Source organism: Cereibacter sp. Soil_C_27, assembly GCF_057657095.1.
Genome location: NZ_JBDGJD010000006.1, coordinates 206,860 through 233,392 on the forward strand (window position 1 = coordinate 206,860; position 26,533 = coordinate 233,392).

The 26,533-nt window shown below is 64.3% G+C and carries 39 protein-coding genes; all 39 read right to left on the reverse strand.

Features of this window, described 5'->3' with window-relative positions:
* Positions 1-66 precede the first annotated feature (66 nt).
* On the reverse strand, positions 67-435 hold the full coding sequence (locus AC3A5Z_RS20595; protein ID WP_136790782.1) for a 2Fe-2S iron-sulfur cluster-binding protein: 369 nt from the start codon (positions 433-435) through the stop codon (positions 67-69).
* 231 nt (positions 436-666) lie between these two features.
* A complete protein-coding gene (locus AC3A5Z_RS20600) occupies positions 667-1,455 on the reverse strand; it encodes an amino acid ABC transporter ATP-binding protein (protein WP_136790781.1) in 789 nt (262 codons plus the stop codon).
* A gap of 11 nt (positions 1,456-1,466) precedes the next feature.
* Positions 1,467-2,789 carry an amino acid ABC transporter permease gene (locus tag AC3A5Z_RS20605; RefSeq protein WP_487521156.1) on the reverse strand — a complete coding sequence of 441 codons (1,323 nt, stop codon included), beginning with the start codon at positions 2,787-2,789 and terminating at the stop codon, positions 1,467-1,469.
* A gap of 1 nt (position 2,790) precedes the next feature.
* Positions 2,791-4,053 carry an amino acid ABC transporter permease gene (locus tag AC3A5Z_RS20610; RefSeq protein WP_487521157.1) on the reverse strand — a complete coding sequence of 421 codons (1,263 nt, stop codon included), beginning with the start codon at positions 4,051-4,053 and terminating at the stop codon, positions 2,791-2,793.
* Between the two features lie 185 nt (positions 4,054-4,238).
* Positions 4,239-5,255, reverse strand: a complete 1,017-nt coding sequence (locus tag AC3A5Z_RS20615; RefSeq protein ID WP_487521158.1) for an amino acid ABC transporter substrate-binding protein — start codon at positions 5,253-5,255, stop codon at positions 4,239-4,241.
* A gap of 234 nt (positions 5,256-5,489) precedes the next feature.
* Positions 5,490-6,197: an ATP12 family chaperone protein gene (locus AC3A5Z_RS20620; RefSeq protein ID WP_487521159.1), complete on the reverse strand. Its 708-nt coding sequence runs from the start codon at positions 6,195-6,197 to the stop codon at positions 5,490-5,492.
* Positions 6,197-7,234 carry an RluA family pseudouridine synthase gene (locus AC3A5Z_RS20625; RefSeq protein WP_487521160.1) on the reverse strand — a complete coding sequence of 346 codons (1,038 nt, stop codon included), beginning with the start codon at positions 7,232-7,234 and terminating at the stop codon, positions 6,197-6,199. Before AC3A5Z_RS20625 ends, AC3A5Z_RS20620 begins: the two co-directional genes overlap by 1 nt.
* Positions 7,231-7,605, reverse strand: a complete 375-nt coding sequence (gene crcB / locus AC3A5Z_RS20630) for a fluoride efflux transporter CrcB (protein WP_487521161.1) — start codon at positions 7,603-7,605, stop codon at positions 7,231-7,233. The genes AC3A5Z_RS20625 and crcB overlap by 4 nt, the downstream gene beginning before the upstream one ends.
* A gap of 46 nt (positions 7,606-7,651) precedes the next feature.
* A complete protein-coding gene (locus AC3A5Z_RS20635; RefSeq protein WP_487521162.1) occupies positions 7,652-8,962 on the reverse strand; it encodes a replication-associated recombination protein A in 1,311 nt (436 codons plus the stop codon).
* A gap of 39 nt (positions 8,963-9,001) precedes the next feature.
* Positions 9,002-10,390, reverse strand: a complete 1,389-nt coding sequence (locus AC3A5Z_RS20640) for a Do family serine endopeptidase (RefSeq protein WP_487521163.1) — start codon at positions 10,388-10,390, stop codon at positions 9,002-9,004.
* A gap of 69 nt (positions 10,391-10,459) precedes the next feature.
* Positions 10,460-11,071 carry an autoinducer binding domain-containing protein gene (locus AC3A5Z_RS20645; RefSeq protein ID WP_487521164.1) on the reverse strand — a complete coding sequence of 204 codons (612 nt, stop codon included), beginning with the start codon at positions 11,069-11,071 and terminating at the stop codon, positions 10,460-10,462.
* A 231-nt stretch (positions 11,072-11,302) separates the two neighbouring features.
* A complete protein-coding gene (gene rplQ / locus AC3A5Z_RS20650) occupies positions 11,303-11,722 on the reverse strand; it encodes a 50S ribosomal protein L17 (protein WP_107664236.1) in 420 nt (139 codons plus the stop codon).
* A gap of 132 nt (positions 11,723-11,854) precedes the next feature.
* Entirely contained in the window at positions 11,855-12,871 is a 1,017-nt protein-coding gene (locus tag AC3A5Z_RS20655) for a DNA-directed RNA polymerase subunit alpha (protein ID WP_487521165.1), read from the reverse strand.
* 116 nt (positions 12,872-12,987) lie between these two features.
* Positions 12,988-13,377 carry a 30S ribosomal protein S11 gene (rpsK, locus tag AC3A5Z_RS20660; RefSeq protein WP_107664238.1) on the reverse strand — a complete coding sequence of 130 codons (390 nt, stop codon included), beginning with the start codon at positions 13,375-13,377 and terminating at the stop codon, positions 12,988-12,990.
* Between the two features lie 13 nt (positions 13,378-13,390).
* Entirely contained in the window at positions 13,391-13,759 is a 369-nt protein-coding gene (gene rpsM, locus AC3A5Z_RS20665) for a 30S ribosomal protein S13 (RefSeq protein WP_107664239.1), read from the reverse strand.
* Between the two features lie 177 nt (positions 13,760-13,936).
* Complete coding sequence (locus tag AC3A5Z_RS20670) at positions 13,937-14,590, reverse strand: adenylate kinase (protein ID WP_487521166.1); 654 nt, start codon at positions 14,588-14,590, stop codon at positions 13,937-13,939.
* A 10-nt stretch (positions 14,591-14,600) separates the two neighbouring features.
* Complete coding sequence (gene secY / locus AC3A5Z_RS20675; protein ID WP_487521167.1) at positions 14,601-15,959, reverse strand: preprotein translocase subunit SecY; 1,359 nt, start codon at positions 15,957-15,959, stop codon at positions 14,601-14,603.
* 119 nt (positions 15,960-16,078) lie between these two features.
* Complete coding sequence (rplO, locus tag AC3A5Z_RS20680) at positions 16,079-16,564, reverse strand: 50S ribosomal protein L15 (RefSeq protein WP_487521168.1); 486 nt, start codon at positions 16,562-16,564, stop codon at positions 16,079-16,081.
* A gap of 188 nt (positions 16,565-16,752) precedes the next feature.
* The gene (gene rpmD / locus AC3A5Z_RS20685) at positions 16,753-16,947 is read right to left on the reverse strand and encodes a 50S ribosomal protein L30 (protein WP_107664243.1); all 195 of its coding nucleotides are present in this window, start codon (positions 16,945-16,947) and stop codon (positions 16,753-16,755) included.
* Between the two features lie 2 nt (positions 16,948-16,949).
* The gene (rpsE, locus tag AC3A5Z_RS20690) at positions 16,950-17,513 is read right to left on the reverse strand and encodes a 30S ribosomal protein S5 (RefSeq protein ID WP_487521169.1); all 564 of its coding nucleotides are present in this window, start codon (positions 17,511-17,513) and stop codon (positions 16,950-16,952) included.
* Positions 17,514-17,523: 10 nt separating this feature from the next.
* Positions 17,524-17,883 (reverse strand): 50S ribosomal protein L18, encoded by a 360-nt coding sequence (rplR, locus tag AC3A5Z_RS20695; protein ID WP_107664245.1) that lies wholly within the window; start codon positions 17,881-17,883, stop codon positions 17,524-17,526.
* Between the two features lie 11 nt (positions 17,884-17,894).
* Complete coding sequence (gene rplF, locus AC3A5Z_RS20700; RefSeq protein WP_487521170.1) at positions 17,895-18,428, reverse strand: 50S ribosomal protein L6; 534 nt, start codon at positions 18,426-18,428, stop codon at positions 17,895-17,897.
* Positions 18,429-18,438: 10 nt separating this feature from the next.
* A complete protein-coding gene (gene rpsH / locus AC3A5Z_RS20705; RefSeq protein WP_487521171.1) occupies positions 18,439-18,837 on the reverse strand; it encodes a 30S ribosomal protein S8 in 399 nt (132 codons plus the stop codon).
* 12 nt (positions 18,838-18,849) lie between these two features.
* Positions 18,850-19,155: a 30S ribosomal protein S14 gene (gene rpsN, locus AC3A5Z_RS20710; RefSeq protein WP_107664248.1), complete on the reverse strand. Its 306-nt coding sequence runs from the start codon at positions 19,153-19,155 to the stop codon at positions 18,850-18,852.
* A gap of 19 nt (positions 19,156-19,174) precedes the next feature.
* Complete coding sequence (gene rplE, locus AC3A5Z_RS20715) at positions 19,175-19,735, reverse strand: 50S ribosomal protein L5 (RefSeq protein WP_107664249.1); 561 nt, start codon at positions 19,733-19,735, stop codon at positions 19,175-19,177.
* Positions 19,735-20,040 (reverse strand): 50S ribosomal protein L24, encoded by a 306-nt coding sequence (rplX, locus tag AC3A5Z_RS20720; protein ID WP_107664250.1) that lies wholly within the window; start codon positions 20,038-20,040, stop codon positions 19,735-19,737. Before rplX ends, rplE begins: the two co-directional genes overlap by 1 nt.
* Positions 20,040-20,408: a 50S ribosomal protein L14 gene (gene rplN, locus AC3A5Z_RS20725; protein WP_002722508.1), complete on the reverse strand. Its 369-nt coding sequence runs from the start codon at positions 20,406-20,408 to the stop codon at positions 20,040-20,042. Before rplN ends, rplX begins: the two co-directional genes overlap by 1 nt.
* A gap of 73 nt (positions 20,409-20,481) precedes the next feature.
* Positions 20,482-20,721 (reverse strand): 30S ribosomal protein S17, encoded by a 240-nt coding sequence (rpsQ, locus tag AC3A5Z_RS20730; protein WP_107664251.1) that lies wholly within the window; start codon positions 20,719-20,721, stop codon positions 20,482-20,484.
* An 11-nt stretch (positions 20,722-20,732) separates the two neighbouring features.
* Positions 20,733-20,936, reverse strand: coding sequence for a 50S ribosomal protein L29 (rpmC, locus tag AC3A5Z_RS20735; RefSeq protein WP_107664252.1), 204 nt, complete (start codon positions 20,934-20,936; stop codon positions 20,733-20,735).
* A gap of 250 nt (positions 20,937-21,186) precedes the next feature.
* A complete protein-coding gene (gene rplP, locus AC3A5Z_RS20740; protein WP_107664253.1) occupies positions 21,187-21,600 on the reverse strand; it encodes a 50S ribosomal protein L16 in 414 nt (137 codons plus the stop codon).
* 12 nt (positions 21,601-21,612) lie between these two features.
* Positions 21,613-22,323, reverse strand: a complete 711-nt coding sequence (gene rpsC / locus AC3A5Z_RS20745) for a 30S ribosomal protein S3 (protein WP_487521172.1) — start codon at positions 22,321-22,323, stop codon at positions 21,613-21,615.
* On the reverse strand, positions 22,323-22,703 hold the full coding sequence (gene rplV / locus AC3A5Z_RS20750) for a 50S ribosomal protein L22 (protein ID WP_107664255.1): 381 nt from the start codon (positions 22,701-22,703) through the stop codon (positions 22,323-22,325). The genes rpsC and rplV overlap by 1 nt, the downstream gene beginning before the upstream one ends.
* 3 nt (positions 22,704-22,706) lie before the next feature.
* Positions 22,707-22,985, reverse strand: coding sequence for a 30S ribosomal protein S19 (gene rpsS / locus AC3A5Z_RS20755; RefSeq protein ID WP_107664256.1), 279 nt, complete (start codon positions 22,983-22,985; stop codon positions 22,707-22,709).
* 3 nt (positions 22,986-22,988) lie between these two features.
* Positions 22,989-23,828 (reverse strand): 50S ribosomal protein L2, encoded by an 840-nt coding sequence (gene rplB, locus AC3A5Z_RS20760; RefSeq protein WP_487521173.1) that lies wholly within the window; start codon positions 23,826-23,828, stop codon positions 22,989-22,991.
* Between the two features lie 120 nt (positions 23,829-23,948).
* The gene (locus AC3A5Z_RS20765; protein WP_107664258.1) at positions 23,949-24,245 is read right to left on the reverse strand and encodes a 50S ribosomal protein L23; all 297 of its coding nucleotides are present in this window, start codon (positions 24,243-24,245) and stop codon (positions 23,949-23,951) included.
* Entirely contained in the window at positions 24,242-24,862 is a 621-nt protein-coding gene (rplD, locus tag AC3A5Z_RS20770) for a 50S ribosomal protein L4 (RefSeq protein WP_487521174.1), read from the reverse strand. The genes AC3A5Z_RS20765 and rplD overlap by 4 nt, the downstream gene beginning before the upstream one ends.
* Entirely contained in the window at positions 24,852-25,688 is an 837-nt protein-coding gene (gene rplC / locus AC3A5Z_RS20775; protein ID WP_487521175.1) for a 50S ribosomal protein L3, read from the reverse strand. The genes rplD and rplC overlap by 11 nt, the downstream gene beginning before the upstream one ends.
* A gap of 14 nt (positions 25,689-25,702) precedes the next feature.
* Positions 25,703-26,008, reverse strand: coding sequence for a 30S ribosomal protein S10 (gene rpsJ / locus AC3A5Z_RS20780; protein ID WP_107664261.1), 306 nt, complete (start codon positions 26,006-26,008; stop codon positions 25,703-25,705).
* A gap of 69 nt (positions 26,009-26,077) precedes the next feature.
* Positions 26,078-26,533 (reverse strand): EF-Tu C-terminal domain-related protein (locus AC3A5Z_RS20785; protein WP_487521176.1); only part of this gene is annotated, 456 nt, incomplete at its 5' end.

Sequence of the window (26,533 nt, forward strand, 5' to 3'; positions counted from 1 at the left end):
AATATCCTCGGGGGGTGCGGGGGGCAGACAGCCCCCCGCCCTTTCCGCTCGCGCGACGTCCGCCGATCACGCCCCGCCCGGGGCTCCGGTGAAGCTGATCGTCACATCCTCGTCGCGGGCGATAAACTGGCAGGCCAGCCGGTAGGGCGGCGGCAGGTCGCGCACCTCGGCATCCTCGATGTCCTGCGCCGTCAGCTTGCCCAGCTCCTTCAGCTTCAGCTTTTCCTTTTCGGTCAGGGTGATGCCCTTCTTTACCGAGGGCTCGGCATAGGTCACCTCGATCAGGCAGGAGGCGCAGTTGCCGTCCCGGCAGTCGAAGGGGATCGGGATGTGGTTCTCCTCGGCCAGCACCAGAATGGTCTTGGTGTCGCCCGCGACCGCATAGACCGATTTCGGCCCGTGCATGATCGGTGAGGTGAAGGTGACGGTTGCCATGTGCAGATATCCCTTGCTGCCCGCCCGTCCCTCCTCGGGGTCGGGCGGCGGTTGCTTGATCGTCGGCGGCGCACACCTTTCCTCAGGGTAAGGGTCTAGGCTGCGGGCTCAAAGCGCAGGGAGGTCGCAGTTTCCGGCAGGGCGAGGCCCGCAGGGTCAGGAAAACTGCCCGGGAAAACGCCAAAGGCGCCGCATTTTCATGCGACGCCTCCGGGTGCGCGGCAGCGCGGCTCAGTGGCCGAGGATCTGGCTGAGGAACAGCTTGGTCCGCTCGCTCTTGGGGTTGTTGAAGAACTCGCGCGGCTCGTTCTGTTCGACGATCTGGCCCTGATCCATGAAGATCACCCGGTTGGCCACGGCCTGGGCGAAGCCCATCTCATGCGTCACGCAGAGCATGGTCATGCCCTCTTCGGCGAGCTCGATCATGGTGTCGAGCACTTCCTTGATCATCTCAGGGTCGAGCGCCGAGGTCGGCTCGTCGAAGAGCATGATCCGCGGCTTCATGCAGAGCGAGCGGGCGATGGCCACGCGCTGCTGCTGCCCGCCCGAGAGCTGGCCCGGATACTTGTTCGCCTGCTCGGGGATCTTCACCTTGCGCAGATAGTGCATGGCGATCTCCTCGGCCTCCTTCTTCGGGGTCTTGCGGACCCAGATCGGCGCGAGGGTGCAGTTTTCGAGGATGGTGAGATGCGGGAAGAGGTTGAAGTGCTGGAACACCATGCCGACCTCGGAGCGCACCTTGTCGATGTTCTTGAGGTCGGAGGTCAGCTCGGTCCCGTCCACCACGATCTGGCCGGACTGATGTTCCTCCAGCCGGTTGATGCAGCGGATCAGGGTCGACTTGCCCGAGCCGGAAGGGCCGCAGATCACGATGCGCTCGCCCCGGTTCACCGTCATGTTGATGTCGCGCAGTACATGGAAGGTGCCGTACCACTTGTTCATCTGGACGATCTGGATCGCCACCTCGTCGCTGACCTGCATGTGGCTGCGGTCGATGGCCCGTGCGATGGTTTCGGTCATGTCACAGCTCCTCAGCGATGGTCGGTTTTCAGCTTGCGCTCGAGATACATCGAGTAGCGCGACATGCTGAAGTTGAAGATGAAGAAGATGGCGCCGACGAAGATGTAGGGCTCCCAGTAGATGCCCTTCCAGTCCGGAGAGGCGCGCACGGCGTCGGTGATGCCCTTCAACGGATCGAGCAGGCCGACGAAGACCACCAGCGTCGTGTCCTTGAACATGCCGATGAAGGTCGAGACGATGCCCGGGATCGAGATCTTCAGCGCCTGCGGCAGGATGATCAGCCGCTGGGCGCGGAAGTAGTCGAGCCCCAGCGCATCCGCCGCCTCGTACTGGCCGCGCGGCAGGGCGGCGAGACCGCCCCGGATCACCTCGGCGATATAGGCCGCGGCGAACAGCGTGACCATGATGATGACGCGCAGGATGATGTCGAAGGTGGTGCCCGGCGGCAGGAAGTAGTTCAAAAGCAGCGAGGCGGTGAAGAGCAGCGTGATCAAGGGCACGCCGCGGATGAACTCGATGAAGCAGACCGACAGGCTCTTGATCAGGAACATGTCCGATTGCCGGCCGAGCGCCAGCACGATGCCCAGCGGCAGCGACAGGGCGATGCCCGAGACGCCGATGGTGAGGGCAAGGACGAAGCCGCCGAACTTGTCGGAGCGGACCTCTTCCATCCACCACGGCAGGCTGCGCGGCAGGAGCCGAGCCAGATCACCCGAGACAGGGCCGGCGAGGAACAGCCACCAGAGCACCGGCAGCAGGATCGCCGCAACGAGGCCGGCGAGCGGGCTGATCCGCTGGCCGAAGTGGAAGGCAGCCCAGCCGATGACGAGGCCGAGCAGCGCCACCACCGGCACGAAGACCGATCCGCCCCAGAGCAGCCAGAAGGCGAGGCCGGGATAGATCGCGCTGAACCACAGGAGCTGCCGCGGCGCCTTGGAGAAGAGCACCGGGGCAAGCGCCACGAAGAGCAGCAGCAGCGCCGCCACCGGCCGCCAGTAGAGGTGGTTCGGGTAGAAGCCGAACAGGAACTGCGGCCAGCGCTCGCGGATCACCGCCCAGCAGGCGCCGCTTTCGCGACCGGCGTCGGCAATGATCTGGCGGCACTCGGCGATGCTTCCGGCGTTCCAGACCGAGGCGAGCAGCCAGGGCAGCATGCCCTGCACCACCCAGTAGATCGCACCGATGCCGAGCAGGGTCAGGATCACGTTGAGCGGTCCCGACAGCAGGTTCTCGCGAAGCCAGCGCACCGCGCCGGCCTCGGTGGTGGGCGGGTTGGCCTGCGGCAGCATGGTGTCGCGGACGAAGGGAACGGTCTGTGCGTGGGTATCGCTCATCTCACCGCTCCTTCAGTTTGACGGAGGAGTTGTAGACATTCATCAGCCCCGAGATGATCAGGCTGATCGTCAGATAGATCAGCATCATCAACAGCACGCATTCCAACTCGCGTCCGGTCTGGTTCAGCGTGATGCCGCCCAGCGTGCCGCGCAGGTCGAGATAGCCGACCGCGATGGCGAGCGAGGAGTTCTTGGTGAGGTTGAGGTATTGCGAGATCAACGGCGGGATGATGACCCGCAGCGCCTGCGGCAGGATCACCAGGTTCATGGTGCGCGCCGGACGCAGGCCGAGAGCGAAGGAGGCTTCGGTCTGGCCCTTGGAGATGGCAAGCACGCCGGCCCGGACGATCTCGGCGATGAAGGCGCCGGTGTAGAGCGAGAGCGCGAGCCAGAGCGCCATGAAGGAGTTCGACACGTTCAGCCCGCCGGTGAAGTTGAAGCCCTTCAGCTCGGGGAACTCGAAGTGGAAACCCATCGCCAGCAGCGCCGCGACCGGGATGCCGACCAGCAGCAGCAGCGACTGCCACCAGGTCGTCGGGCGGTCGCCGGTGGCTTCCTGGATGCGGGTGGCGCGGCGCAGCGCCATCCGGTTCAGCAGGAAGCCGACGACGATCGCCGCAACCAGCAGCAGGAAGTCGATGCTGACGTAGAACAGCCCGATGTTCAGCCAGCCAAGATCGCGGCCGAAGACCGGGTTCGGAATGGCGGTGTAGCGGTTTGTCACCGCCACCGCGTCGAGGAACATCGAGGAGGCGGCCTCGCCCGTCTCGGCATTGACGCGGAAGGCGTTGGGTGCCGGGGCGGCCTCGGTGAAGACGGCGTAGATCAGCAGGATCCACAAGAGCAGCGGGATGTTGCGGAAGATCTCGACGTAGACCGTCATCAGCCGGGCGATGAGCCAGTTCTTCGACAGCCGCAGGACGCCGACCAGAACCCCGATGACCGTCGCCGCGATGCAGCCGAGGAAGGCCACCAAAAGCGTGTTCAGAAGCCCGATCAGCAGCGCCCGGCCGTGGGTGCTGTCGTTGGTGTATTCGACCAGCCGCTGGCTGATGTCATACCCGGCGCGCGCCCCGAGGAAGCTGAAGTTGAAATCCTTGCCGAGCGCCTGAAGGTTGCGGATCGTGTTGTCGACCAGCCATGCCGCGCCTGCCATCACGAGGAGGAAGACGACGATCTGGATCGTCAGCGATCGGTAGCGCGTATCGTAAAGCAACATGCTGAGCCGAAAGCTGGGCTTCGGCACGTCCGCGACGTTTGCCATGCGGTATCCCCATCATACGGACCTGCCGGACCGGCTTCATGCCGGTGGTTATGGCGTCGTTGCGCCCCGAGCGTCCGAATTGTTACCCTGCGTCGTCGATGCCCTGCGGCATCGTCTTGTGGTCGATGCCCCGGGGGCATCGTGCGAGGGGGCGCGGCTTGCGGCGCGCCCCCTGCATGGTCGGATTACCGGAACGGCGGAGCGTAGAGCAGGCCGCCCTGGGTCCACTGAGCGTTCAGGCCACGGGCGAGGCCGATCGGGGTGGCTTCACCGATGGTGGCGGCGAAGATTTCGCCGTAGTTGCCGGCGACGCCGATGGCGCGCTTGGCCCAGTCCTTGTCGAGCCCGGTCATCACGCCGAGATCACCTTCGGCCCCGAGCAGGCGCTTCACTTCCGGGTTCGGAGAGTTGGCGGCAAGCTCTTCCATGTTGGCCGAGGTCACGCCGTATTCTTCGGCGGCGATCAGCGCGTTCAGCGTCCAGCGGACGATATCGGCCCACTGGTTGTCGCCATGGCGCACGGCCGGCCCGAGCGGCTCTTTGGAGATGATCTCGGGCAGGATGATGTGGTTTTCCGGGTCGGCGAAGGACGCACGGGTCGAGGCGAGGCCCGAGGCGTCGGTGGTGTATGCGTCGCAGGCGCCGGCGGCATACTGCTGCTCACCCTCGGCGTTGGTCTCGATCGCGACCGGGGTGTAGGACAGGTTGTTGGTCTTGAACCAGTCGGCGAGGTTGAGCTCGGTCGTGGTGCCGGTCTGGATGCAGATCGTCGCCCCTTCCAGCTCCTTGGCCGAGGTCACGCCCAGATCCTTGCGGACCATGAAGCCCTGACCGTCGTAGTAGTTCACGCCGACGAAATCGAGCTTGAGGTCGGTGTCGCGCGAGAAGGTCCAGGTGGAGTTGCGCGCGAGCATGTCGACTTCGCCCGAAGCGAGGGCGGTGAAGCGGGTCTGGCCGGTGGTCGGCACGAACTTGACCTTGGTCGCATCGCCCAGCACGGCGGCGGCGACGGCGCGGCAGACCGCCACGTCAAAGCCCGACCAGACGCCGTTCGCGTCGGGCAGCGAGAAGCCGGTCAGACCGGTGGAGACACCACAGTTCAGCTCGCCACGCGCCTTGACGTCGTCGAGCGTCGCGGCCGAGACCATGCCGGCAGCGAGGCCCGCCAGCGTCAGCGTGCCAAGAAAAGCGGATTTTTTCATGCGTACCTCTTCCTGATTGCCGCCCGATTTCAGGCGGATTCTTTTTGTGTCCCCAGAAGGGTGGAGACGCCACTTGTGGAGGAAACCATCCCCTCAGTGGAAGCCAGTCTCCTCCGAAGCGGTTTGAAACGTCAAGACAAACGACAAAGCTGCCGATTTTTTGAGCGTTATCATCCCTTTGCGCACGGATCGGGCATTGGCTTGCTCCACCCCCGTGGATTTCCGCCAGGATTGTTACCGGCACAATCCGAAGAATCGGGCTGCATGGGCAAAAGCGTCGTGCCGCGCGGCCTCGGATTCGGCGGCGGACTCGTCCTCGCCCCACTGCTCGATCTGCCATGCTTCGTCGAGCCGCGACAGGCTCCAGGCGGTCTCGGGATCGAGCCGCCCGTCGATCAGCGCCAGTGCCAGGACCAGCGAGCCGGAGATGGCGACGAGGTCGTGGAAGGCCGCAAGTTCGAAGAAGGTCAGGGCATGGACGCGGGCGGAGAGCCGGGCGAGGCTCGGCTCGGGCTGGGGGATGAACATGACGCCTGCGGTCGCCTGCAGCGGGGCACCCTGCGTCTCGGCCAGCCAGTCGAGCAGCGGGTCCCAAGCCGCCGCCTGCCGCGCCACCAGCTCGCGCGGGGCCTCGGCGCGGTAGCAGAGCAGGTCGGTGCCGCCATAGGAGGCCAGCATCTCGGCCACTTCGGCGAATTGCGGCGCCACCTTGTCCAACGCCGAATTGGCCATGCGGGTGGTCGGCATCGAATCCGGGTTCACCACGCCAGTCTGCGCGTCCCATTCGGCGGCGATGGCAAGGGCCAGCGCATCGGTCGGCACGACCAGCGGCGTCTTGGCCGGGGTCTTCACCGCACGCCCGTCAAGCAGCACGGTGAAGCCGCCGTCACAGGGGGTGACCGTCGCCTGTTTCCAGAAACGCTTCGCAGCCCAGGCAGCCATCAGAGATCCCTGAAGGGGTTTTCGGGCACGTCGCCCTCTTTCCAGTCGAACTGCGCCCAGGTCTTGGCCATGTGCGGCGGCAGCGGGGCAGTGAAGGTGGTGATCGCCTTGGTGATCGGATGCTCCACCGTCAGGCTGCGGGCGTGCAGGTGCAGCTTGCGGCTCAGTTCTCCGCCCAGGGTCGCGCCCCAGCCGTCGCCGAGGTTCTCCTGACCCGACCCGCCGTACTTGCCGTCACCGATGATCGGATGCCCCAGCTCGGCCATATGGGCGCGCAGCTGGTGGGTGCGCCCTGTGATCGGCGAGAGCGCCATCCAGGACAGCCGGCTGCCGAGGAACCAGAGAGTGAAGAAATCGGTCTGGGCGCGCTTGGCATCGGGGTAGTCGGCCATCTTGGCGGGATGGACGCAGAGCATCTTCTCGCCCTCGCCGCCGCGTCCGTGGCCCGGCGCCTTCATCAGCCCGTATTTGATCGAGCCCTGCCGCGGGTTCGGCACCCCGGCGACGGCGGCCCAGTAGATCTTGCGGGTGTTGCGGTGGCGCAGCGCCTCGGACAGCGCGCGGGCCACACGGTCGGTGCGGGCCAGCATCAGTACACCCGAGGTGTCCTTGTCGAGCCGGTGCACCAGCTTCGGTTTTTCCTTGTAGCCGAACTTCAGCGCCTCGGCCAAACCGTCGACATGCCGGTCGCCCTGCCCCGAACCGCCCTGCGAGGGCAGGCCGGCGGGCTTGTTCAGCACGATCATGTGCTCGTCGCGGAAGATCACGCAGTCCTGGATCATCTGCTCGTCGGATTTCGACACGCGGGATTCGCGCGGACGCGGCGCTTCGGCGTCGGGCAGCGGCGGCACGCGGATCTCCATCCCCGGCGCCACGCGGTCCGAGGCCTTGGCGCGCGCGCCATCGACCCGGATCTGGCCGGTGCGGCACATCTTCTCGACGGCGCCCTGGGTCACATGCGCGAAGCGGCGCTTGAACCAGCGGTCGAGGCGCTGTTCGCCCTCTTCCGCGGAAACGGTCAGCAGTTGCACGCTCATAGCATCCCCCGTGTGACGGCCATGCCCGCGACCAAGGCGGCGAGCGACAGCACGACCGAACCGATCACATAGCCCCCGGCCAGAAGCGTCTGGCCGCGCTCGTAGAGCGTCACCGCATCCAGAGAGAAGGCCGAGAAGGTGGTGAAGCCGCCCAGAAGCCCGGTCATCAGGAAGGGGGCAAAGCGCGTGCCGCCCTTTTCCGCCAGCACCACCACGAGCACGCCCATCAGGAACGAGCCGAGAATGTTGACGAAGACGGTGGCCACCGGAAAACCCGGCCCGAAGGCGCGGGTGGCGCCGACACTGGCCAGACAGCGCAGCGAGGCGCCGATGGCACCGCCGAGCGCCACTTGGGGGAGGATCGTGATCATCGCGCTTCTCTGTGGCCTCGCCCCCCGAATGTCAACCAGTGCAGGCTCAGCCGCCCTGCCGCTTGATCCTGAGCTTGGCGAAATACTCCGACCGCTTCTTCAACTCGCGCTCGAAGCCCCGCTCCTCGGGAAGATACCAGACCGGGCGCTTCATCGTCTCGGGGAAGTAGTCCTGCCCCGAGAACCCGTCCTCGGCATCGTGGTCATACTGATAGCCCGAGCCGTAGCCGATCTCCTTCATCATCTTGGTCGGCGCGTTCAGGATGTGCTTCGGCGGCGGCTCCGACCCGGTGGTCCTAGCCGAGGCGCGGGCCTGCTTGTAGGCGGTGTAGACCGCGTTCGATTTCGGCGCGAGCGCGAGGTAGACCAGCGCCTGCGCCAGAGCCAACTCACCCTCGGGCGAGCCGAGCCGTTCGTAGGTGTTCCAGCTTTCGAGGCAGATGCCCTGCGCCTGCGGATCCGCCAGCCCGATATCCTCCACCGCCATCCGGGTGATGCGGCGGGCGAGGAAGCGCGGGTCCTCGCCGCCTTCCAGCATCCGGGCGAACCAGTAGAGCGCCGCGTCGGGGTCTGAGCCGCGCACCGACTTGTGCAGGGCGGAGATGAGGTTGTAATGCTCCTCGCCCGACTTGTCGTATTTCGCGGCGCGCCGCATCAGCCGCTTGGCGAGCTGGTCGCGGTCCATTGCGGCGTCGATCTTCCAGGCCATGACCTGCTCGATCAGGTTCAGCAGCGCGCGACCGTCGCCATCGGCCATCTCCAGCAGCGCCTCGCGCGCCTCGCCCTTCAGCGGCAGCGCGCGGTGCAGCTCCTGCTCGGCCCGCTGGGCCAGCAGCTCCAGATCGGTCAGCGTCAGCCGCTCCAGCACGATGACCTGCGCCCGCGACATCAGCGCGGCGTTCAGCTCGAAGCTGGGGTTCTCGGTGGTGGCCCCGACCAGAAGGATGGTCCCATCCTCCATGTAGGGCAGGAAGCCGTCCTGCTGCGCCTTGTTGAAGCGGTGGATCTCGTCGACGAAGAGCAGCGTGCCCTGCCCGTTGCCGCGGCGCAGCTTGGCGGATTCGAACACCTTGCGCAGGTCGGGCACCCCGGTGAAGATCGCCGAGATCTGCACGAAGGCCAGATCGGTCTCCTTGGCCAGCAGCCGGGCGATGGTGGTCTTACCCACCCCCGGCGGCCCCCAGAGGATCAGCGACGAGAGGCTGTGCGCCGTCAGCATCGCCCCCAGCGGCCCCTCGCGCGACAGCACCTTCTCCTGCCCGATCACCTCGTCGAGCGACTTCGGCCGCAGCCGGTCGGCCAGCGGGCGGGGCGCTTCGGGAGGCGCAGCATGGGGCGTGTCGAAGAGATCGGACATGATGGGAGCCTATGCCGCCGGAGCTGCCGTGGGAAGGGATCAGAGCCGGAAGCGCAGGCGCAGCGGCTGGCCCTGCCGCTGCACGTCGATGGCCCAGCGGCGGACGCGCTCGCGGGCGGCACGCTCCACATCCGCGGTGCGCTCTATGGGAGCCCCGTTGATCGCCAGCAGGATGTCGCCCGGGGCAAGCCCGGCCCGGGCCGCCAACCCCTCAGAGGCGGTCACCACGACGCCCTCGCCGACGAAGGGCAGATCCAGCTCGGCGATAACGGCCGGGTTGATCCGCGCGACGGAGAGGCCGGAGAGCACCGTGTCGTCGCCCAGCGTCCGCGCCTCGCGATCCGGGGTGTCGGGCGGGGCGATCAGGGCAAGCTCCGCCTCGCGCTCCTCGCCGTCGCGCAGGTAAATCACCGGAAGCGTCTCACCGATGCCCATGGAGGACATGCGGAAGATCACCTCCTGCGGGCTGTCGGTGCGCAGGCCGTCCAGTGTCAGCACCACGTCACCGGGCAGAAGCCCCGCCTCGCGGAACGGGCTGGCGGGATGCAGGTCGGTCAGCACCACGCCCTCGGGACGCGGCAGGCCCATGGCCTCTGCCAGCGCGGCATCGACGGCCTGCCCGGTCACCCCCGCCCAAGGCCGCTGGAAGCTGGTCTCGCCCGCCTTGGCCTGGGTGATGAAGCTCTGCACCAGATTGGCCGGGATGGCGAAGCCGATGCCGTTGGAGCCGCCGGACTGGGTCAGGATCGCCGTGTTGATGCCGACGAGCCGCCCCGCCACATCGATCAGCGCCCCGCCGGAGTTGCCCGGGTTGATCGCCGCATCGGTCTGGATGAAATAACCGCGCCCGCCATCCACCGACAAGCCGGAGCGCGCCAGCCCCGAGACGATGCCGGAGGAAACCGTCTGGCCAACACCGAAGGGGTTGCCGATCGCCAGCACCAGCTCGCCCACCTCCACCCCGTCGGAATCGCGCAGGGGCAGCGCGGGCAGTTCGCTCGCATCCTCCAGCTTCAGGATCGCCAGATCGCTTTCCTGATCCGACAGCAGCACCTCGGCCCGATACTCGCGCCGGTCGTTCAGCACCACCTTGATCTCGGTCGCCTGCCCGACAACGTGGTAGTTCGACACCACGATGCCATCGGCAGAGACGATCACACCGGAGCCGAGCGAATTCTGCAGCCGGGGTTGGCGCGCGCCGAAGTCGCGGAAGAACTGGTCGAAGAAGGGATCGGCGGCAAAGGGGCTGACGCGCTGCTGCACCACACGGCTGGCGTAGATGTTCACCACCGCAGGCGCCGCCTTGCGCACCACCGGCGCGAAGCCGAGGCTGATCTCGGCTTGGGAGGTCGGCACCGCAGTTTCGGCCTGCAGGCTGAGGGGGAGAACCGCGAGACAGAAGGCAGTGACGATCGGGACAAGGCGCATCGGCAGACTCCAGGCGACGACGCGGCATATGTAATCAGCCAGGGCGCCGCCGCAACCCACGCTTGCGTGTCAGAGCAGGCGGAAATCCTTGGCGCGCTGGATCGCCTCGGCCGTGGTGCGGGCGCCGAGTTTAACGCGCGCGCCGGAAATGCGGGCTTTTAAGGCGCTTTCGGAAATGCCGAGCCTTTCAGCCGCCGCGGTATGGCGGTCGCCATTGGCAATGCAGCGCAGCGCATCGACCTGAGCCTCGGTCAGATCGCCGGCGGGGGCGGTCAACTCATGCAGACGGCAGGCAATGGCGAAAAGCTTCTCGGCTTCTTCATCGCTGAACTCGCGGTCGTTGCGGGCAAAGCTCGCCAGACTGCGCGACCGGGCCGGGCCATAGGAGCAGGTGATGCCGAAGCCGAGCCCGAATTCCCGCGCCTCGGCCAGCACCCCCACCGGATCGACGAGCTGCGGATCGCTCCACCGGATCCAGCCAGTATGGGCGAAGGCCCAGATCGTCGTGGGATCGAGGAGGACAAAGCCGCGCTCCGTATACCGTTCGACCCAGTCGTTGTCGTAGGCCTGCCGTACCATCAACGGGGTGGTGAAGCGGATATGCAGCCCCAGATGATAGCCCGCAGGCGCAAGATAGACGAGCTGGGACAGCTCGAAGTCGAGGATCGATTTTACTGACATAGGTATTCTCGACAACTCTGCTTGTCGGCCTGTCGTCGGCCATTTCACAATTAGCGCAACGCATAATGCGGATCATTCACGGCGAGTAATGGTGAATTGCAAAAACAAATCAATAGCTAATGCTTGTCCGCCCAGACTGTCCGCAAAATGGAAACATGCGAAACAAGCCAATTAAATAAAAAAAGCCCGCCAAAATAGCGGGCCTTTTCCGATCTGGATTTTTACCGCGTCTCAAACGTCGACGAATTCTTCCGAATTGGTGCGGGCCTTGTCGGCAGCGCCTTTCGCAGCCGGATCGCGATCCACGAATTCGATGATCGCCATCGGCGCCATGTCACCATAGCGGAAACCGGCTTTCAGAACACGGACATAACCACCCTGACGGTTGGCGTAGCGCGGGCCGAGGATGGCGAACAGACGCTCGACATACTGGTCCTGCTTCAGCTGCGAGGCGGCCTGACGGCGGGCGTGCAGGTCGCCGCGCTTGGCAAGCGTGATCAGCTTCTCGATGATCGGACGCAGTTCCTTGGCCTTCGGCAGGGTCGTCTTGATCTGCTCGTGCTCGATCAGCGAGCCGGCCATGTTGGCGAACAGCGCCTTGCGGTGTTCGTGGGTGCGGTTCAGGCGGCGGTATCCGCGGGCGTGACGCATGGGTCTTCTCCTTCAGTTTTGCTTTGTCCGGCTCGCCCTCGCATGGGCGGCTCACCTTGGGGCATCATGCCCGGAGTTCCCCCGTCCAGCGGGGCATTTGCGTAGGGTGGGGTTTCACCCCACCCTGCTTTCTCAGAACTGGTCTTCGAAACGCTTGGCCAGATCCTCGATGTTTTCCGGCGGCCAGTCCTCGACGTCCATCCCGAGATGCAGGCCCATGCCCGAGAGCACTTCCTTGATCTCGTTCAGCGACTTGCGGCCGAAGTTCGGGGTGCGCAGCATCTCGGCTTCGGTCTTCTGGATCAGATCGCCGATGTAGACGATGTTGTCGTTCTTCAGGCAGTTGGCCGAACGCACCGAAAGCTCGAGCTCGTCGACCTTCTTCAGCAGCAGCGGGTTGAACTCCAGCCCGTCTTCCACGTCGTGGCGCATCGCCGATTCCGGCTCGTCGAAGTTCACGAAGATCGACAGCTGGTCCTGCAGGATCCGCGCAGCATAGGCCACGGCGTCATCCGGGGTCAGGCCGCCGTCGGTCTCGACCTTCATGGTCAGCTTGTCGTAGTCAAGCACCTGACCTTCGCGCGTCGGCTGCACTTCGTAGCTGACCTTCTTGACCGGCGAGTAGATCGCATCGATCGGGATCAGACCGATCGGCGCATCTTCGGGGCGGTTCTTGTCTGCGGCAACGTAGCCCTTGCCGGTGCTGACGGTCAGCTCCATGAAGACGTCGGCGCCGTCGTCGAGGTGGCAGATCACGTGATCCTTGTTCAGGATCTCGATGCCGTTGGTCTCGGAGATGTCACCGGCGGTGACGACGCCCGGGCCCTTGGCGGAGATCGACAGGCGCTTCGGCCCCTCGACTTCCATCTTGATCGCGACGCCCTTGAGGTTCAGCACGATGTCGGTCACGTCCTCGCGGACGCCGGCAACGCTGGAGAACTCGTGCAGGACGTTGTCGATCTGCACGGAGGTGATGGCCGCACCCTGCAGCGAGGACATCAGCACGCGACGCAGCGCGTTGCCCAGCGTCAGGCCGAAGCCGCGCTCCAGCGGTTCCGCGATGACGGTGGCGATGCGCGCCGGATCCGCACCCGGCTTCACCACCAGCTGCGTCGGCTTAATCAGTTCGGCCCAATTCTTGTGGATCATGCGTGTAACCTCCATACCTGTCTCCTGCCCATGTCCTTAAGCAGGTGACGCCCGAGGATCAGAAATGACGTAATCGGGCCGCGCCCGAGGCACGGCCCGACCCTATTGAATTTACCTCAGACGCGGCGGCGCTTCGGCGGACGGCAGCCGTTGTGCGCCATCGGGGTCACATCACGGATCGAGGTGATGTTGAGACCTACCGCAGCCAGCGCGCGGAGCGCCGATTCGCGGCCCGAACCCGGACCCTGCACTTCTACCTCGATGGTCTTCATGCCGTGTTCCTGAGCCTTGCGGGCCGCATCCTCGGCCGCCATCTGGGCGGCGTAGGGCGTGGATTTCCGCGAGCCCTTGAAGCCCATGGTGCCGGCGGACGACCAGGAGATCGCGTTGCCCTGCACGTCGGAGATCAGGATCTTGGTGTTGTTGAAGGAGGAGTTCACATGAGCAACGCCGGCGGCGATGTTCTTGCGCTCTTTACGCTTCATACGGGTTTTATCACGTGCCATATCTCAGCGCCCCTTATTTCTTCTTGCCAGCGATAGCTTTCGCCGGGCCCTTGCGCGTGCGCGCGTTGGTATGGGTACGCTGACCGCGGACCGGCAGGTTGCGACGGTGGCGCAGGCCACGGTAGCAGCCGAGGTCCATCAGGCGCTTCACGTTCATCGAGGTTTCGCGACGCAGGTCGCCTTCCACGGTGAAGTTGGCGTCGATGTGCTCGCGGATCGCCAGCACTTCGGCGTCGGAGAGTTCGTTCACGCGACGGGCGCGGTCGATGCCCACGGCCTCACAGATCTGCTCCGCGATGTGCGGACCGATGCCGGTGATGTAGGTCAGGGCGATGGGAACCCGCTTGGAAGTCGGGATGTTGACGCCAGCAATACGTGCCAAACGTGTTTTCCTTTTGGTTGCGGCCCCGTAGTGCCAGGACCTTTTTTCACAACTCCGGCGCAGGCTCTGCCTTGCCGGTCAGTCGTCTGATTGCGGAAACCCCGCAGCCGCGACGATTCCCTTGCGGGACGCCGTGACTTATGGGGTTTTCACCTGTGCGTCAAGGCCGCAGGCGGCTTATTTGCCGCTGTCAAGCACTTTGGCGACTTCTGCCGAAACCGTCTCCATGTCGGCCAGCCCGTCGACAGACGAGAGCTGCCCCTTGGCGTAGTAGTAGCCGATCAGCGGAGAGGTCTTCTTGTAGTATTCCATGAGCCGCTTCGACAGCGCCTCTTCGGTATCGTCGGCCCGGCGGCGCAGGTCGGTCGAGCCGCAGGCGTCGCAGACGCCGGGGGTCGAGGTCGGGCGGGTCTGGTCGTGGTAAACCGCGCCGCAGTTACCGCAGGTGTAGCGCCCGGTGATGCGCGCGACCAGCGCCGCGTCATCCACCTGCATCTCGATCACGCCGTCGAGCTGCTGGCCGACCTGTGCCAGCAGATCGGACAGGGCATCGGCCTGCGGCAGGGTCCGCGGAAAGCCGTCGAAGATGAAGCCGCCCGCCGACGGGGTGGAAAGCTTCTCGCGGATCAGGCCGATGACGATCTCGTCGGTCACCAGCTCGCCCCGGTCCATCACCTCGGCGGCCTTGCGGCCCATCTCCGAGCCGCTGGTCTTGGCCTCGCGCAGCATGTCGCCGGTCGACAGCTGCACCATGCCGCGTTCATCCACGAGCCGCTTGGCCTGCGTGCCTTTGCCGGCGCCGGGCGGCCCCAGAAGAATGACGTTTACCATACAAGATCCCTCAGCGGCGGGTCGGAGCCTTGGCCCCTGTCCGCTTCCTTCCCCGGAGCTGCGATTTTTCGATCAGCCCTTCATACTGGTGCGCCAGAAGATGCGACTGCACCTGATTGATCGTGTCCATCGTCACCGAGACCACGATCAGCACCGACGTCCCGCCGAAGTAGAACGGGATGCCCAGCTGGCCGCGCAGGATCTCGGGCAGAAGGCAGACCGCTGCGAGATAGGCCGAGCCGAGCACGAGGATGCGGTTCACCACATACTCGAGATATTCCTCGGTCTTCTTGCCCGGACGGATCCCCGGCACGAAGCCGTTCTGGTTCTTCAGGTTCTCGGCCACGTCATCCACCTTGAACGAAACGTTCGCGGTGTAGAAATAGGCGAAGAACACGATCATCGCGGTGAAGAACAGCAGGTAAAGAGGCTGGCCCGGCCCGAAATAGGCGAGGATGGTCGACATCACCGGCCCGGTCTGTGCGCCGGAGAAGGTCGAGATCGTTACCGGCAGCAGAAGCAGAGACGAAGCGAAGATCGCCGGGATGACGCCTGCCGGGTTCACCTTGATCGGCAGGTGGCTGGAGCCGCCGTCATAGACCTTCATGCCCACCTGACGGCGGGGATACTGGATGTGGATCTTGCGCAGCGCGCGTTCCATGAAAACGACGAAGGCAATCACCCCCACCACCATCAGCAACACGCCGACGATTACCGCAGGGCTGATCGCGCCCGACCGGCCCTGGCTGAAGAACTGCGCCAGATGCGCCGGAACCTCGGCGAGGATGCCGACGAAGATGATGAGCGAGATGCCGTTGCCGATGCCGCGGGCAGTGATCTGTTCGCCCAGCCACATCAGGAACATCGTGCCGCCGACCAGCGTCACCAGACAGGCGAGGCGGAAGAACAGGCCCGGATCGGTGGCGAGATCGCCCGCCTCGAGACTGACGGCGATGCCCCAGGCCTGGAAGGTGGCCAGCAGGACCGTGCCGTAGCGGGTGTACTGGTTGATCTTCTTGCGGCCCTGCTCGCCCTCTTTCTTCAGCTGCTCGAGCTTCGGCACCATGGAAGACATGAGCTGCACGATGATCGAGGCCGAGATATAGGGCATAATTCCGAGCGCGAAGATCCCCATGCGGCTGATCGCGCCGCCGGTGAACATGTTCAGGATGCCGCCGATCCCTGCCCCCGCATCGTCCATGAACTGCCGCAGGGCAGAGCCGTCGATGCCCGGAACCGGGATATAGGTGCCGAGGCGGTAGACCATCAGCAGGCCGATGGTGAAGAAGATTCGCTGGCGAAGGTCGGTCGCCTTGCCCAAGGCGCCCCAGCTCAGGTTCGCCGCCATTTGCTCTGCAGCAGATGCCATGCCCAGACTCTTTCCGAGACCAAGTCTCTTTCACGACAGCGCCGCCGATCCGTTCTCCGGTTCGGCGGCGCGGGAAAACTTGTCAGGTGATGTAAGCGCGATGCAACGCGCTCACAACCTTATTCTGCGCTGGCCGCCTCTTCCTTCGGAGCGCGGACCGTGATCGACCCGCCCGCCTTCTCGATCGCCTCGATTGCCGGAGCCGAAGCGCCCGACACGTTGAGGGTCAGCGCCGAGGTGATCTCGCCCTTGGCGAGGATGCGGATACCGTCACGCTTGTGGCCGGTGACGCCCACGGCAACCAGCATCGCCTCGTCGATCGGCTGGCTCGCATCGAGCTTGCCGGCGTCGACGAACTTCTGGATCAGGCCGAGGTTGATCACGGCATAGTCGCGGCGGTTCGGCTTGGTGAAGCCGCGCTTCGGCAGACGCCGGTAGAGCGGCATCTGGCCGCCTTCGTAGCCGCCGATGGCGACGCCCGAACGGGACTTCTGACCCTTGATACCGCGGCCGGCAGTCTTGCCCTTGCCCGAACCCGGACCACGCGCAACACGCTTCTTCTTGCGGGTTGCGCCTTCGTTGTCGTGAAGTTCATGAAGTTTCATGTCGCATTCTCCTGGCCGGAACTGCCCCACCTGCGACGGACAGGGCAAACACGGCATTTCTTGTTGATTCTCGTGGCGCGACCGGCTCGCCGGAGCTCTCCACCCGCGCCTGATAATAGGAAAGGACGCGCAGATCAAGCCCGCGCGCCCTCATGTCCGAGGGCGCGCCGAGGCGCGCCCTGCGTGGCTCAGCCGCGCTCTTCGATGATCTTCACAAGATGCGAGATCTTGTTGACCATGCCGCGGACGGAAGGCGTGTCTTCCAGCTCGCGGGTGCGGTTCATCTTGTTCAGGCCGAGACCCTTGAGGGTCGCGGTCTGGATCGCGGGACGGCGGGCGGCCGAGGCCACCTGCTTCACGACGATGGTTTTCTTGTCGGCCATGATTATGCCTCCACCACTTCGGCTTCGGGCTTCCGCAGGATCTCGGCAACCTTCTTGCCGCGACGCTGGGCAACCTGACGCGGGCTCGATTCCTGCTTCAGACCGTCCATCGTGGCGCGGATCATGTTGTAGGGGTTCTGCGAGCCCATCGACTTGGCGACGACGTCCTGGATGCCGAGCATCTCGAACACTGCGCGCATCGGACCACCTGCGATGATGCCGGTACCCGCAACGGCGGTCCGCATGACCACCTTGCCGGCGCCATGACGGCCTTCCATGTCGTGGTGCAGCGTCCGGCCGTCGCGCAGGGCGACGCGGATCATCTGCCGCTTGGCCTGCTCGGTCGCCTTGCGGATCGCCTCGGGCACTTCTTTCGCCTTGCCCTTGCCGAAGCCGACGCGGCCGCGCTGGTCGCCGACCACCACGAGAGCAGCAAAGCCGAAGCGCTTGCCGCCTTTCACGGTTTTCGACACGCGGTTGATCGCCACGAGACGATCGGCGAATTCCGGGGTTTCCTCGCGCGGCGCACGGTCGCTGCGATCCCGGCGGTTCTCTCTCTCTGCCATCATCGTCTCCTTAGAACTTCAGGCCGCCTTCACGGGCTGCCTCGGCCAAAGCCTTGATCTTGCCGTGAAAGAGGAAACCACCGCGGTCGAAGTAGCACTCTTCGATCCCGGCCTGCTTCGCGCGCTCGGCAATTGCCTTGCCGACCGCCGCCGAAGCCTCGACGTTGTTCTTGCCGACGAAGCCCAGATCCTTTTCGAGGGTCGAGGCCGCAGCAAGCGTCACGCCATTGAGGTCGTCGATCAGTTGCACGCTGATGTTCTTGTTCGAGCGATGCACCGACAGGCGCGCGCGCCCGTTTGCCATCGCCTTGATTTTGTTCCGAACGCGCAGGCGGCGCTTGAGGAACAGATCTCTTTTCGTGTTCGCCATTGTTGCGCCCCTTACTTCTTCTTGCCTTCCTTGCGGAAGATGAACTCGCCTTTGTAGCGGATGCCTTTGCCCTTGTAGGGCTCAGGCTTGCGCCACTCGCGGATGTTCGCTGCAACCTGACCAACGAGCTGCTGGTCGATGCCTTCCACAACGATTTCGGTCTGCTTCGGAGTCGTGACGGTCACGCCTGCCGGAACGTCGAAGTTCACATCGTGGCTGTAGCCCAGCGAGAGCTTCAGCACATTGCCGGCCATCGCGGCGCGGTAACCCACGCCCTGGATTTCCAGCTCTTTCTTGAAGCCGGTGGTCACGCCGGTCACCAGGTTTTCCACCTGCGACCGGACCATACCCCACTGCTGGCGCGCCCGCTTGGACGTGCCGCGCGGCGTGACCTTCACCGAGTTCTCTTCCATGGCCAGCGTCACGTCGTCGGTCGCGCGGAAGGAACGGGTGCCTTTCGGCCCCTTCACTTCGACGGACTGACCCGAGATCGAGGCCGACACGCCCTTGGGCAGCGGAACGGGCTTCTTGCCGATACGAGACATTATACCCTCCTCAGAACACGGTGCAGAGCACTTCGCCGCCAACGTTGGCGGAGCGTGCTGCGGCATCGGACATGACGCCTTTCGGCGTGGAGATGATCGAGACGCCAAGGCCATTGCGGACGCTCGGAAGGTCCTTGGTGGCCATGTAGACCCGACGACCGGGCTTCGAGACGCGCTTCAGTTCCTTGATAACCGGAGCACCTTCGAAATACTTCAGGCTGATCGTCAGCTCGCCCTGACCGTTGTCAGAGTCTGCCTTCTCATAGCCCCGGATGTAGCCTTCGTCGGCCAGCACATCCAGCACCCAGGCGCGCAGCTTCGAGGCCGGGGTCTTGACGGTGGACTTGCCACGCATCTGCGCGTTGCGGATACGGGTAAGCATATCGCCGAGAGGATCGTTCATCATCATGGTTGAACCTCCTTACCAGCTCGACTTGACCATACCGGGGATCTGACCGAACGAGGCCAGTTCCCGCAGCATGATGCGCGAGAGTTTGAGCTTGCGATAATACGCATGCGGACGGCCCGTCAGCTGGCACCGGTTGTGCAGCCGCGTGGCGGACGAGTTGCGGGGCAGGCTTGCCAGTTTGAGCTGCGCCTTGAAGCGCTGCTCCATCGGCAGTTCGGTGTTCTTCGCGATCTCTTTCAGCGCGAGCCGCTTGGAAGCATACTGCTTCACCAGCTTGGCGCGCTTCACTTCGCGTTCGATCATGGATTTCTTCGCCATTATCTCTTTCCTCCCGCGATCAGCTGATGAAAGGCATGTTGAATTGCTTCAACAGTGCCTTCGCTTCCGCGTCGGTCTTCGCGGTGGTGCAGATGATGATGTCCATGCCGAGCACTTCATCGACTTTGTCGAATTCGATTTCCGGGAAGACGATCTGTTCCTTCAGGCCCATGGCATAGTTGCCACGGCCGTCGAACGAGGTGCCTTTCACGCCGCGGAAGTCGCGGACGCGGGGCAGCGCGATGGTGATCAGACGGTCGAGGAATTCGTACATCCGGTCGCCGCGCAGGGTCACCTTGCAGCCGAGCGGCATCTCTTCACGCACGCGGAAGCCGGCGATCGACTTTTTCGCGTGGGTGACGACAGCCTTCTGGCCGGCGATCAGCGACAGCTCTTCAGCCGCGGCTTTCACCTTCTTGGTGTCCTTGACAGCTTCGCCGACGCCCATGTTGATCACGATCTTGTCCAGACGCGGGATCTGCATGTCGTTCTTGTAGCCGAACTCTTCCTTCAGGGCGGCGCGGACGCGCTCCTTGTAGGAAGACTTGAGGCGCGGGGTATAGGTTGCCTGGTCGAGCATCAGATTGCATCTCCCGTGGTCTTGGCGAAACGCACCTTCTTGTCGCCGTCCATGCGGAAACCGACGCGGGTGGCTTTGCCGTTGGCATCCAGCAGCGCGAGGTTGGACAGGTCGATCGGCATCGCTTTCGCGATGCGGCCGCCCTGCGAAGCCTGGCTCTGCTTGGTGTGACGGATGGCGATGTTGACGCCTTCGACGATGGCCTTGTTGTCCTTGGGCGCGACAGAGGTGATTTCCCCCTGCTTGCCCTTGTCCTTACCGGCCAGCACGACGACCTTGTCGCCCTTTTTCAGCTTCGCAGCCATCAGAGCACCTCCGGCGCCAGCGAGATGATTTTCATGAAGTTCTTCGCACGCAGCTCGCGCACGACCGGCCCGAAGATACGGGTGCCGACGGGTTCGCCCTGGTTGTTCAGGATGACGGCGGCATTGCGGTCGAAGCGGATGGTGGTGCCGTCTTCACGACGGACTTCTTTGGCGGTGCGCACGACGACGGCCTTGCGGACGTCACCTTTCTTCACGCGACCGCGCGGGATGGCTTCCTTGACCGACACCACGATGATGTCGCCGACGCTGGCGTAGCGGCGGTGGGAACCACCCAGAACCTTGATGCACTGAACCCGGCGAGCGCCGGAGTTGTCAGCTACATCCAGATTGGTCTGCATCTGGATCATTTGGTTTCTCCCGACCTTTGGGGACTGACCGGATTACCGAGCCCCAGGGTTTCGTCAGAACCGGAAAGCGGACTCAAGCCGAAGCTTCAGTGACCACCGTCCAGCGTTTCGTTTTCGAGATCGGGGCGCACTCTTCGATGCGGACCTGATCGCCGGTCTTGTAGGTGTTGTTCTCGTCGTGGGCCCGGTACTTCTTGGACTTGCGGACGGTCTTGTGCAGCAGCGGATGCTTGAAGCGGCGCTCGACCAGAACCGTGATGGTCTGCTCGTTCTTGTCGCTCGTCACGGTGCCTTGCAGGATGCGTTTGGGCATGTGCGTGCTCCTCAGTTCGCCGCCGCTTCAGCGGCTTTCTGGTTCAGGACCGTCTTGATGCGGGCAACGTCACGACGGACGGCACGCACGCGGGCGGTGTTCTCAAGCTGGCCGGTGGCCTGTTGGAAGCGCAGGTTGAACGCCTCCTTCTTCAGCGCGACGAGCTGATCACGCAGCTGGTCGGGCGTCTTCGATTTCAGTTCCGAGGCGTTCATCGCCATTCCCTTCTCAATCACCAGAGCGCCCCTGCCCGTACTGCAGGGTTACACTGAACCCGGTGGATCAATGATGAACCTGCGAATCCCGGAGCCGGAAGTCGCTGGATGCGGTCGTTTAGCGGAGCGGTGCCAGAAGGGCAAGGAAAAGATTCCCTCCTCGGCGCTTTCGCCACCCGCCTGCGGCCAATGAAAAAAGGCCCCGCCGTCAGGGGCGGGGCCTTCTGTCCCGGGGTTGCCCCCGGTGTTCTTACCAGTCTTCGCGGACGACGACGCGGGTCAGCACCGGCAGCTTCATCGCGCCGAGGCGCAGGGCCTCACGCGCGACGGTTTCCGCCACGCCGTCGATCTCGAACATGATCCGGCCCGGCTTCACCTTGGCCGCCCAGTAGTCGACGGAGCCCTTGCCTTTACCCATCCGCACCTCGGTGGGTTTCGACGAGACCGGGACATCCGGGAAAATCCGGATCCAGACACGGCCCTGGCGCTTCATGTGGCGGGTGATCGCGCGGCGGGCCGCCTCGATCTGCCGCGCGGTGACGCGCTCGGGTTCGGTGGCTTTCAGTCCAAAGGTGCCGAAGTTCAGCAGGAAGCCGCCCTTGGCTTCGCCGTGAATGCGGCCCTTGTGCTGTTTGCGGAACTTGGTCCGTTTCGGTTGCAGCATCTTCTTGCTCCCTTACGCGCGTTCGCGGCGCGGCTGGCGCGGTGCAGCGCCTTCCTGGGCTTCGGAGTGACGACGATCATGCGCCTGCGGATCATGCTCAAGGATTTCGCCCTTGAAGATCCACACCTTGACGCCAATGATCCCGTAGGGGGTCACGGCCTCGCAGGTCGCATAGTCGATGTCGGCGCGCAGCGTGTGCAGCGGCACACGGCCTTCGCGGTACCATTCGGTCCGCGCGATCTCGGCGCCGCCGAGACGGCCACCGACGTTCACGCGGATGCCGAGAGCACCGATCCGCATCGCGTTCTGCACGCCACGCTTCATGGCGCGACGGAAGGACACGCGACGCTCCATCTGCTGGGCGATCGACTCGGCCACCAGTTGGGCGTCCAGTTCCGGCTTTCGGATCTCGACGATGTTCAGGTGCAGTTCGGACTTGGTGAACGCCGCGAGCTTCTTGCGAAGCGTCTCGATGTCCGCGCCCTTCTTGCCGATGATCACGCCCGGACGCGCCGTGTGGATCGTCACGCGGCACTTCTTGTGCGGACGCTCGATGATCACCTTCGACACGCCGGCCTGCTTGGCGTAGGCGTGGATGAATTCGCGCATCTTGAGATCTTCGAGCAGCAGGTTGCCGTAGTCTTTCGACTCGGCGAACCAGCGGCTGTCCCAGGTCCGGTTGACCTGAAGGCGCATGCCGATCGGATTGACCTTCTGACCCATTACGCAGTCTCCCCGACTTGCTTGACCTTGATCGTGATCTCGCTGAACGGCTTCATGATCTTGCCGAAACGACCACGCGCCCGCGGACGGCCGCGCTTCATCACGAGGTTCTTGCCGCAGAAGGCTTCGGCGACGACGAGCTCGTCCACGTCAAGACCGTGGTTGTTCTCGGCGTTGGCGATGGCCGACTGCAGGCACTTCAGCACGTCCTGGCTGATGCGCTTCTTCGAGAAGGTGAGGTCGGCAATCGCCTTGTCCACCTTCTTGCCGCGGATCAGGCCGGCAACGAGGTTCAGCTTCTGCGGCGAGGTGCGAAGCATCTTGGCTTTCGCCATCGCTTCGTTTTCGGCCACGCGGCGCGGGTTCTTTTCCTTGCCCATGGATTACTTCCTCTTCGCTTTCTTGTCGGCGGCGTGACCGTAGTAGGTCCGCGTCGGCGAATATTCACCGAACTTCTGGCCGATCATCTCCTCGGTCACGGCGACCGGGATGTGCTTCTTGCCATTGTAGACGCCGAACGTCAGACCGACGAACTGCGGCAGGATGGTGGAGCGACGCGACCAGATCTTGATCACTTCGTTCTTGCCCGACTCGCGCGACTTTTCGGCCTTTTTCAGGACGTAGCCGTCAACGAAGGGGCCTTTCCAAACGGAACGAGACATGGATTAGCGCCCTTTCTTCTTCGCGTGACGCGAGCGGACAATGAGGTTGTCCGAAGCCTTGCTCTTGCGGGTGCGGTTGCCCTTGGTGCCTTTGCCCCACGGGGTGACCGGGTGACGGCCGCCCGAGGTGCGGCCTTCACCGCCGCCGTGCGGGTGGTCGATCGGGTTCATGGCCACACCGCGAACGGTCGGGCGAACGCCCTTGTGACGCATCCGGCCGGCTTTACCGAAGTTCTGGTTCGAGTTGTCGGGGTTCGACACCGCGCCAACCGTTGCCATGCACTCCTGGCGCACCATGCGCAGCTCGCCCGAGGAGAGGCGGATCTGGGCATAACCGCCGTCGCGGCCGACGAACTGGGCGTAGGTGCCCGCAGCGCGTGCGATCTGGCCGCCCTTGCCGGGCTTCAGCTCGACGTTGTGGACGATCGTGCCGATCGGCATGCCGGAGAACGGCATCGCGTTGCCCGGCTTCACGTCGGTCTTGGCGCCGGCGATGACGGAGTCACCCACGGCGAGGCGCTGCGGCGCGAGGATATAGGCGAGTTCGCCGTCCTCGTATTTCACCAGCGCAATGAAGGCGGTCCGGTTCGGGTCATATTCGATCCGCTCGACGACTGCCGCCATGTCGAGTTTGTTCCGCCGGAAATCGACGATGCGGTAAAGGCGCTTCGCCCCACCGCCCTTGTGCCACATCGTGACGCGTCCGGTATTGTTCCGTCCACCCGTCTTGGTCAGACCTTCAGTGAGGGTCTTGACCGGGCGGCCTTTCCAAAGCTCCGAACGGTCGATCAGAACCAACCCGCGTTGGCCAGGCGTCGTCGGCTTATACGACTTGAGTGCCATGCTCTCTGTCTTCCGTTAGCTCGAGGACCATTGCTGGTCCGGTTTAGGGCTCCGAGGATCCCCGTCTTGAAAAAATCCACGGCCCCGGAGGACCGGGGCCGTGAGATTCGTGGCCTTCTATCAAAGGCCGGTGCTGACGTCGATGGTATTTCCCTCTTCGAGCGTCACATAGGCCTTCTTCTTGTCCGAGCGGACGCCGAGGCGGCCCTTGAACTTCTTGACCTTGCCCTTGGTGATGGTGGTGTTGACCGCCTTCACCTTCACGCCAAAGATCGCCTCGACGGCTTCCTTGATCGCGGGCTTGGTCGCATCCATCGCCACCTGGAAGACAACGGCGTTGGCTTCGGAAGCCATCGTCGCTTTCTCGGTGATGATCGGCTTGCGGATCACGTCGTAATGTTCGGGTTTCACGGTCATTTCAGACGTGCCTCCAGAGCTTCGATACCCGCCTTGGTGATCACGAGCGTGTCACGCTTGAGGATATCATACACGTTCGCGCCCATCGACGGCAGCACATCGACGCCCTCGAGGTTGCGGGCGGCCATTGCGAAGTTTTCGTTCACTTCGGCGCCGTCGATGATGAGCACGCGCTTCCAGCCCAGCTCCTTGACCGCCTTGGCCAAGAGAGCGGTCTTGCCCTCGCCCATGACGATGTCTTCGAGCACGATCAGGCTGCCAGCCTGCGCCTTCGCCGACAGAGCATGCTTCAGGCCGAGGGCCCGGAACTTCTTCGTCAGGTCATGCGCGTGGCTACGCGGCGTCGGGCCCTTGTAGACACCACCGTGACGGAAGATCGGCGCCTTCTTGGAACCGTGGCGTGCGCCGCCGGTGCCCTTCTGGCGATAGATCTTCTTGGTCGAGTAGCTCACGTCCGACTTGCCGAGCGTCGAGTGGGTACCGGCCTGGGCTTTCGCCCGCTGCCAGCGCACGACGCGGTGCAGGATGTCGGCGCGCGGGTCCAGCCCGAAGATGGCGTCGTCGAGATCGATCGAGCCGACCTTGCTGGCGTCCAGCTTGATCACATCAGTTTTCATTGGTCTCGCCTCCGGTGGAGGGTTGGTCGGCAGCGGTCAGTGCCGCTTCTTCGGTAGCCGCCTGCTCGGCAGCGAGTGCTGCAGCGCGTTCGGCTTCCTCGGCGGCGGCAGCGGCGGCAGCGGCTTCAGCAGCGGCATGCGCAGCGGCAGCAGCCGAGCGCAGCGCGGCGGGGATGATCACGTTGTCCGGAACCGGCTTCTTCACCGCATCCTTGATCGTGACCCAGCCACCTTTCGATCCGGGGACGGCGCCCTTGATCATGATAAGGCCACGGTCGCTGTCGGTGCGCACAACCTGCAGGTTCTGCGTGGTGACGCGGACGGCGCCCATGTGGCCAGCCATCTTCTTGCCCTTGAAGACCTTGCCCGGATCCTGGCACTGGCCGGTGGAGCCGTGCGAGCGGTGCGAGACCGACACACCATGCGACGCCCGGAGGCCGCCGAAGTTGTGACGCTTCATCGCCCCCTGGAAGCCCTTACCGATCGAGGTGCCGGCGACGTCGACGAACTGACCCGCGAAGTAGTGGTCAGCGGTGATTTCCTCGCCCACGCCGATCAGGCAATCCGGAGTGACCCGGAATTCCGCGATCTTGCGCTTCGGCTCGACATTCGCCTTGGCGAAGTGGCCGCGCATGCCCGCGGTGGTCCGCTTGGCCTTGGCCACGCCCGCGCCGAGCTGGACGGCGGTGTAGCCATCCCGGTCGGCCGTACGCTGCGCCACGACTTGCAGGGCGTCGAGCTGAAGAACGGTCACAGGAACCTGCTTGCCGTCTTCGAGGAACAGCCGGGTCATGCCCAGCTTCTTTGCGATAACTCCAGAGCGCATGTTCAGGTGCTCCCTCAAACTTTGATCTGGATGTCAACGCCGGCAGCGAGGTCGAGCTTCATCAGCGCGTCCACGGTCTGCGGGGTCGGATCGACGATATCGAGAAGACGCTTGTGCGTCCGGATTTCCCACTGGTCGCGCGACTTCTTGTCGATGTGCGGACCACGGAGAACCGTGAACTTCTCGATCTTGTTCGGCAGCGGGATCGGGCCGCGCACTTGCGCGCCGGTCCGCTTGGCCGTGTTGACGATTTCCAGCGTGCTGGCATCCAGAACGCGGTAATCGAAGGCTTTGAGCCTGATGCGGATAGTCTGAGTCATGTGGTGCCCTCGGGCTTGGCGGGAAGCGGGACCGGCAGCGTGCCGAGCCCGCCCCTCTTCCAATTGCAATTAAGCGATGATTTTCGAGACGACGCCCGCGCCGACGGTGCGGCCGCCTTCGCGGATGGCGAAGCGGAGTTTTTCTTCCATGGCGATCGGGGCGATCAGTTCGACGTTGAACTTCAGGTTGTCGCCCGGCATCACCATTTCGGTGCCTTCCGGCAGCTGCACGGTGCCGGTGACGTCGGTCGTGCGGAAGTAGAACTGAGGACGGTAGTTCGCGAAGAACGGGGTGTGACGGCCGCCTTCTTCCTTGGTGAGGATGTAGGCTTCGGCCTCGAACTTCGTGTGCGGCTTGACCGAAGACGGCTTGCACAGCACCTGGCCGCGCTCGATGCCCTCACGGTCGATACCGCGCAGCAGGAGGCCGACGTTGTCGCCGGCTTCGCCCTGGTCGAGCAGCTTGCGGAACATCTCGACGCCGGTGCAGACGGTCTTCTTGTTCGGGCGGATGCCGACGATCTC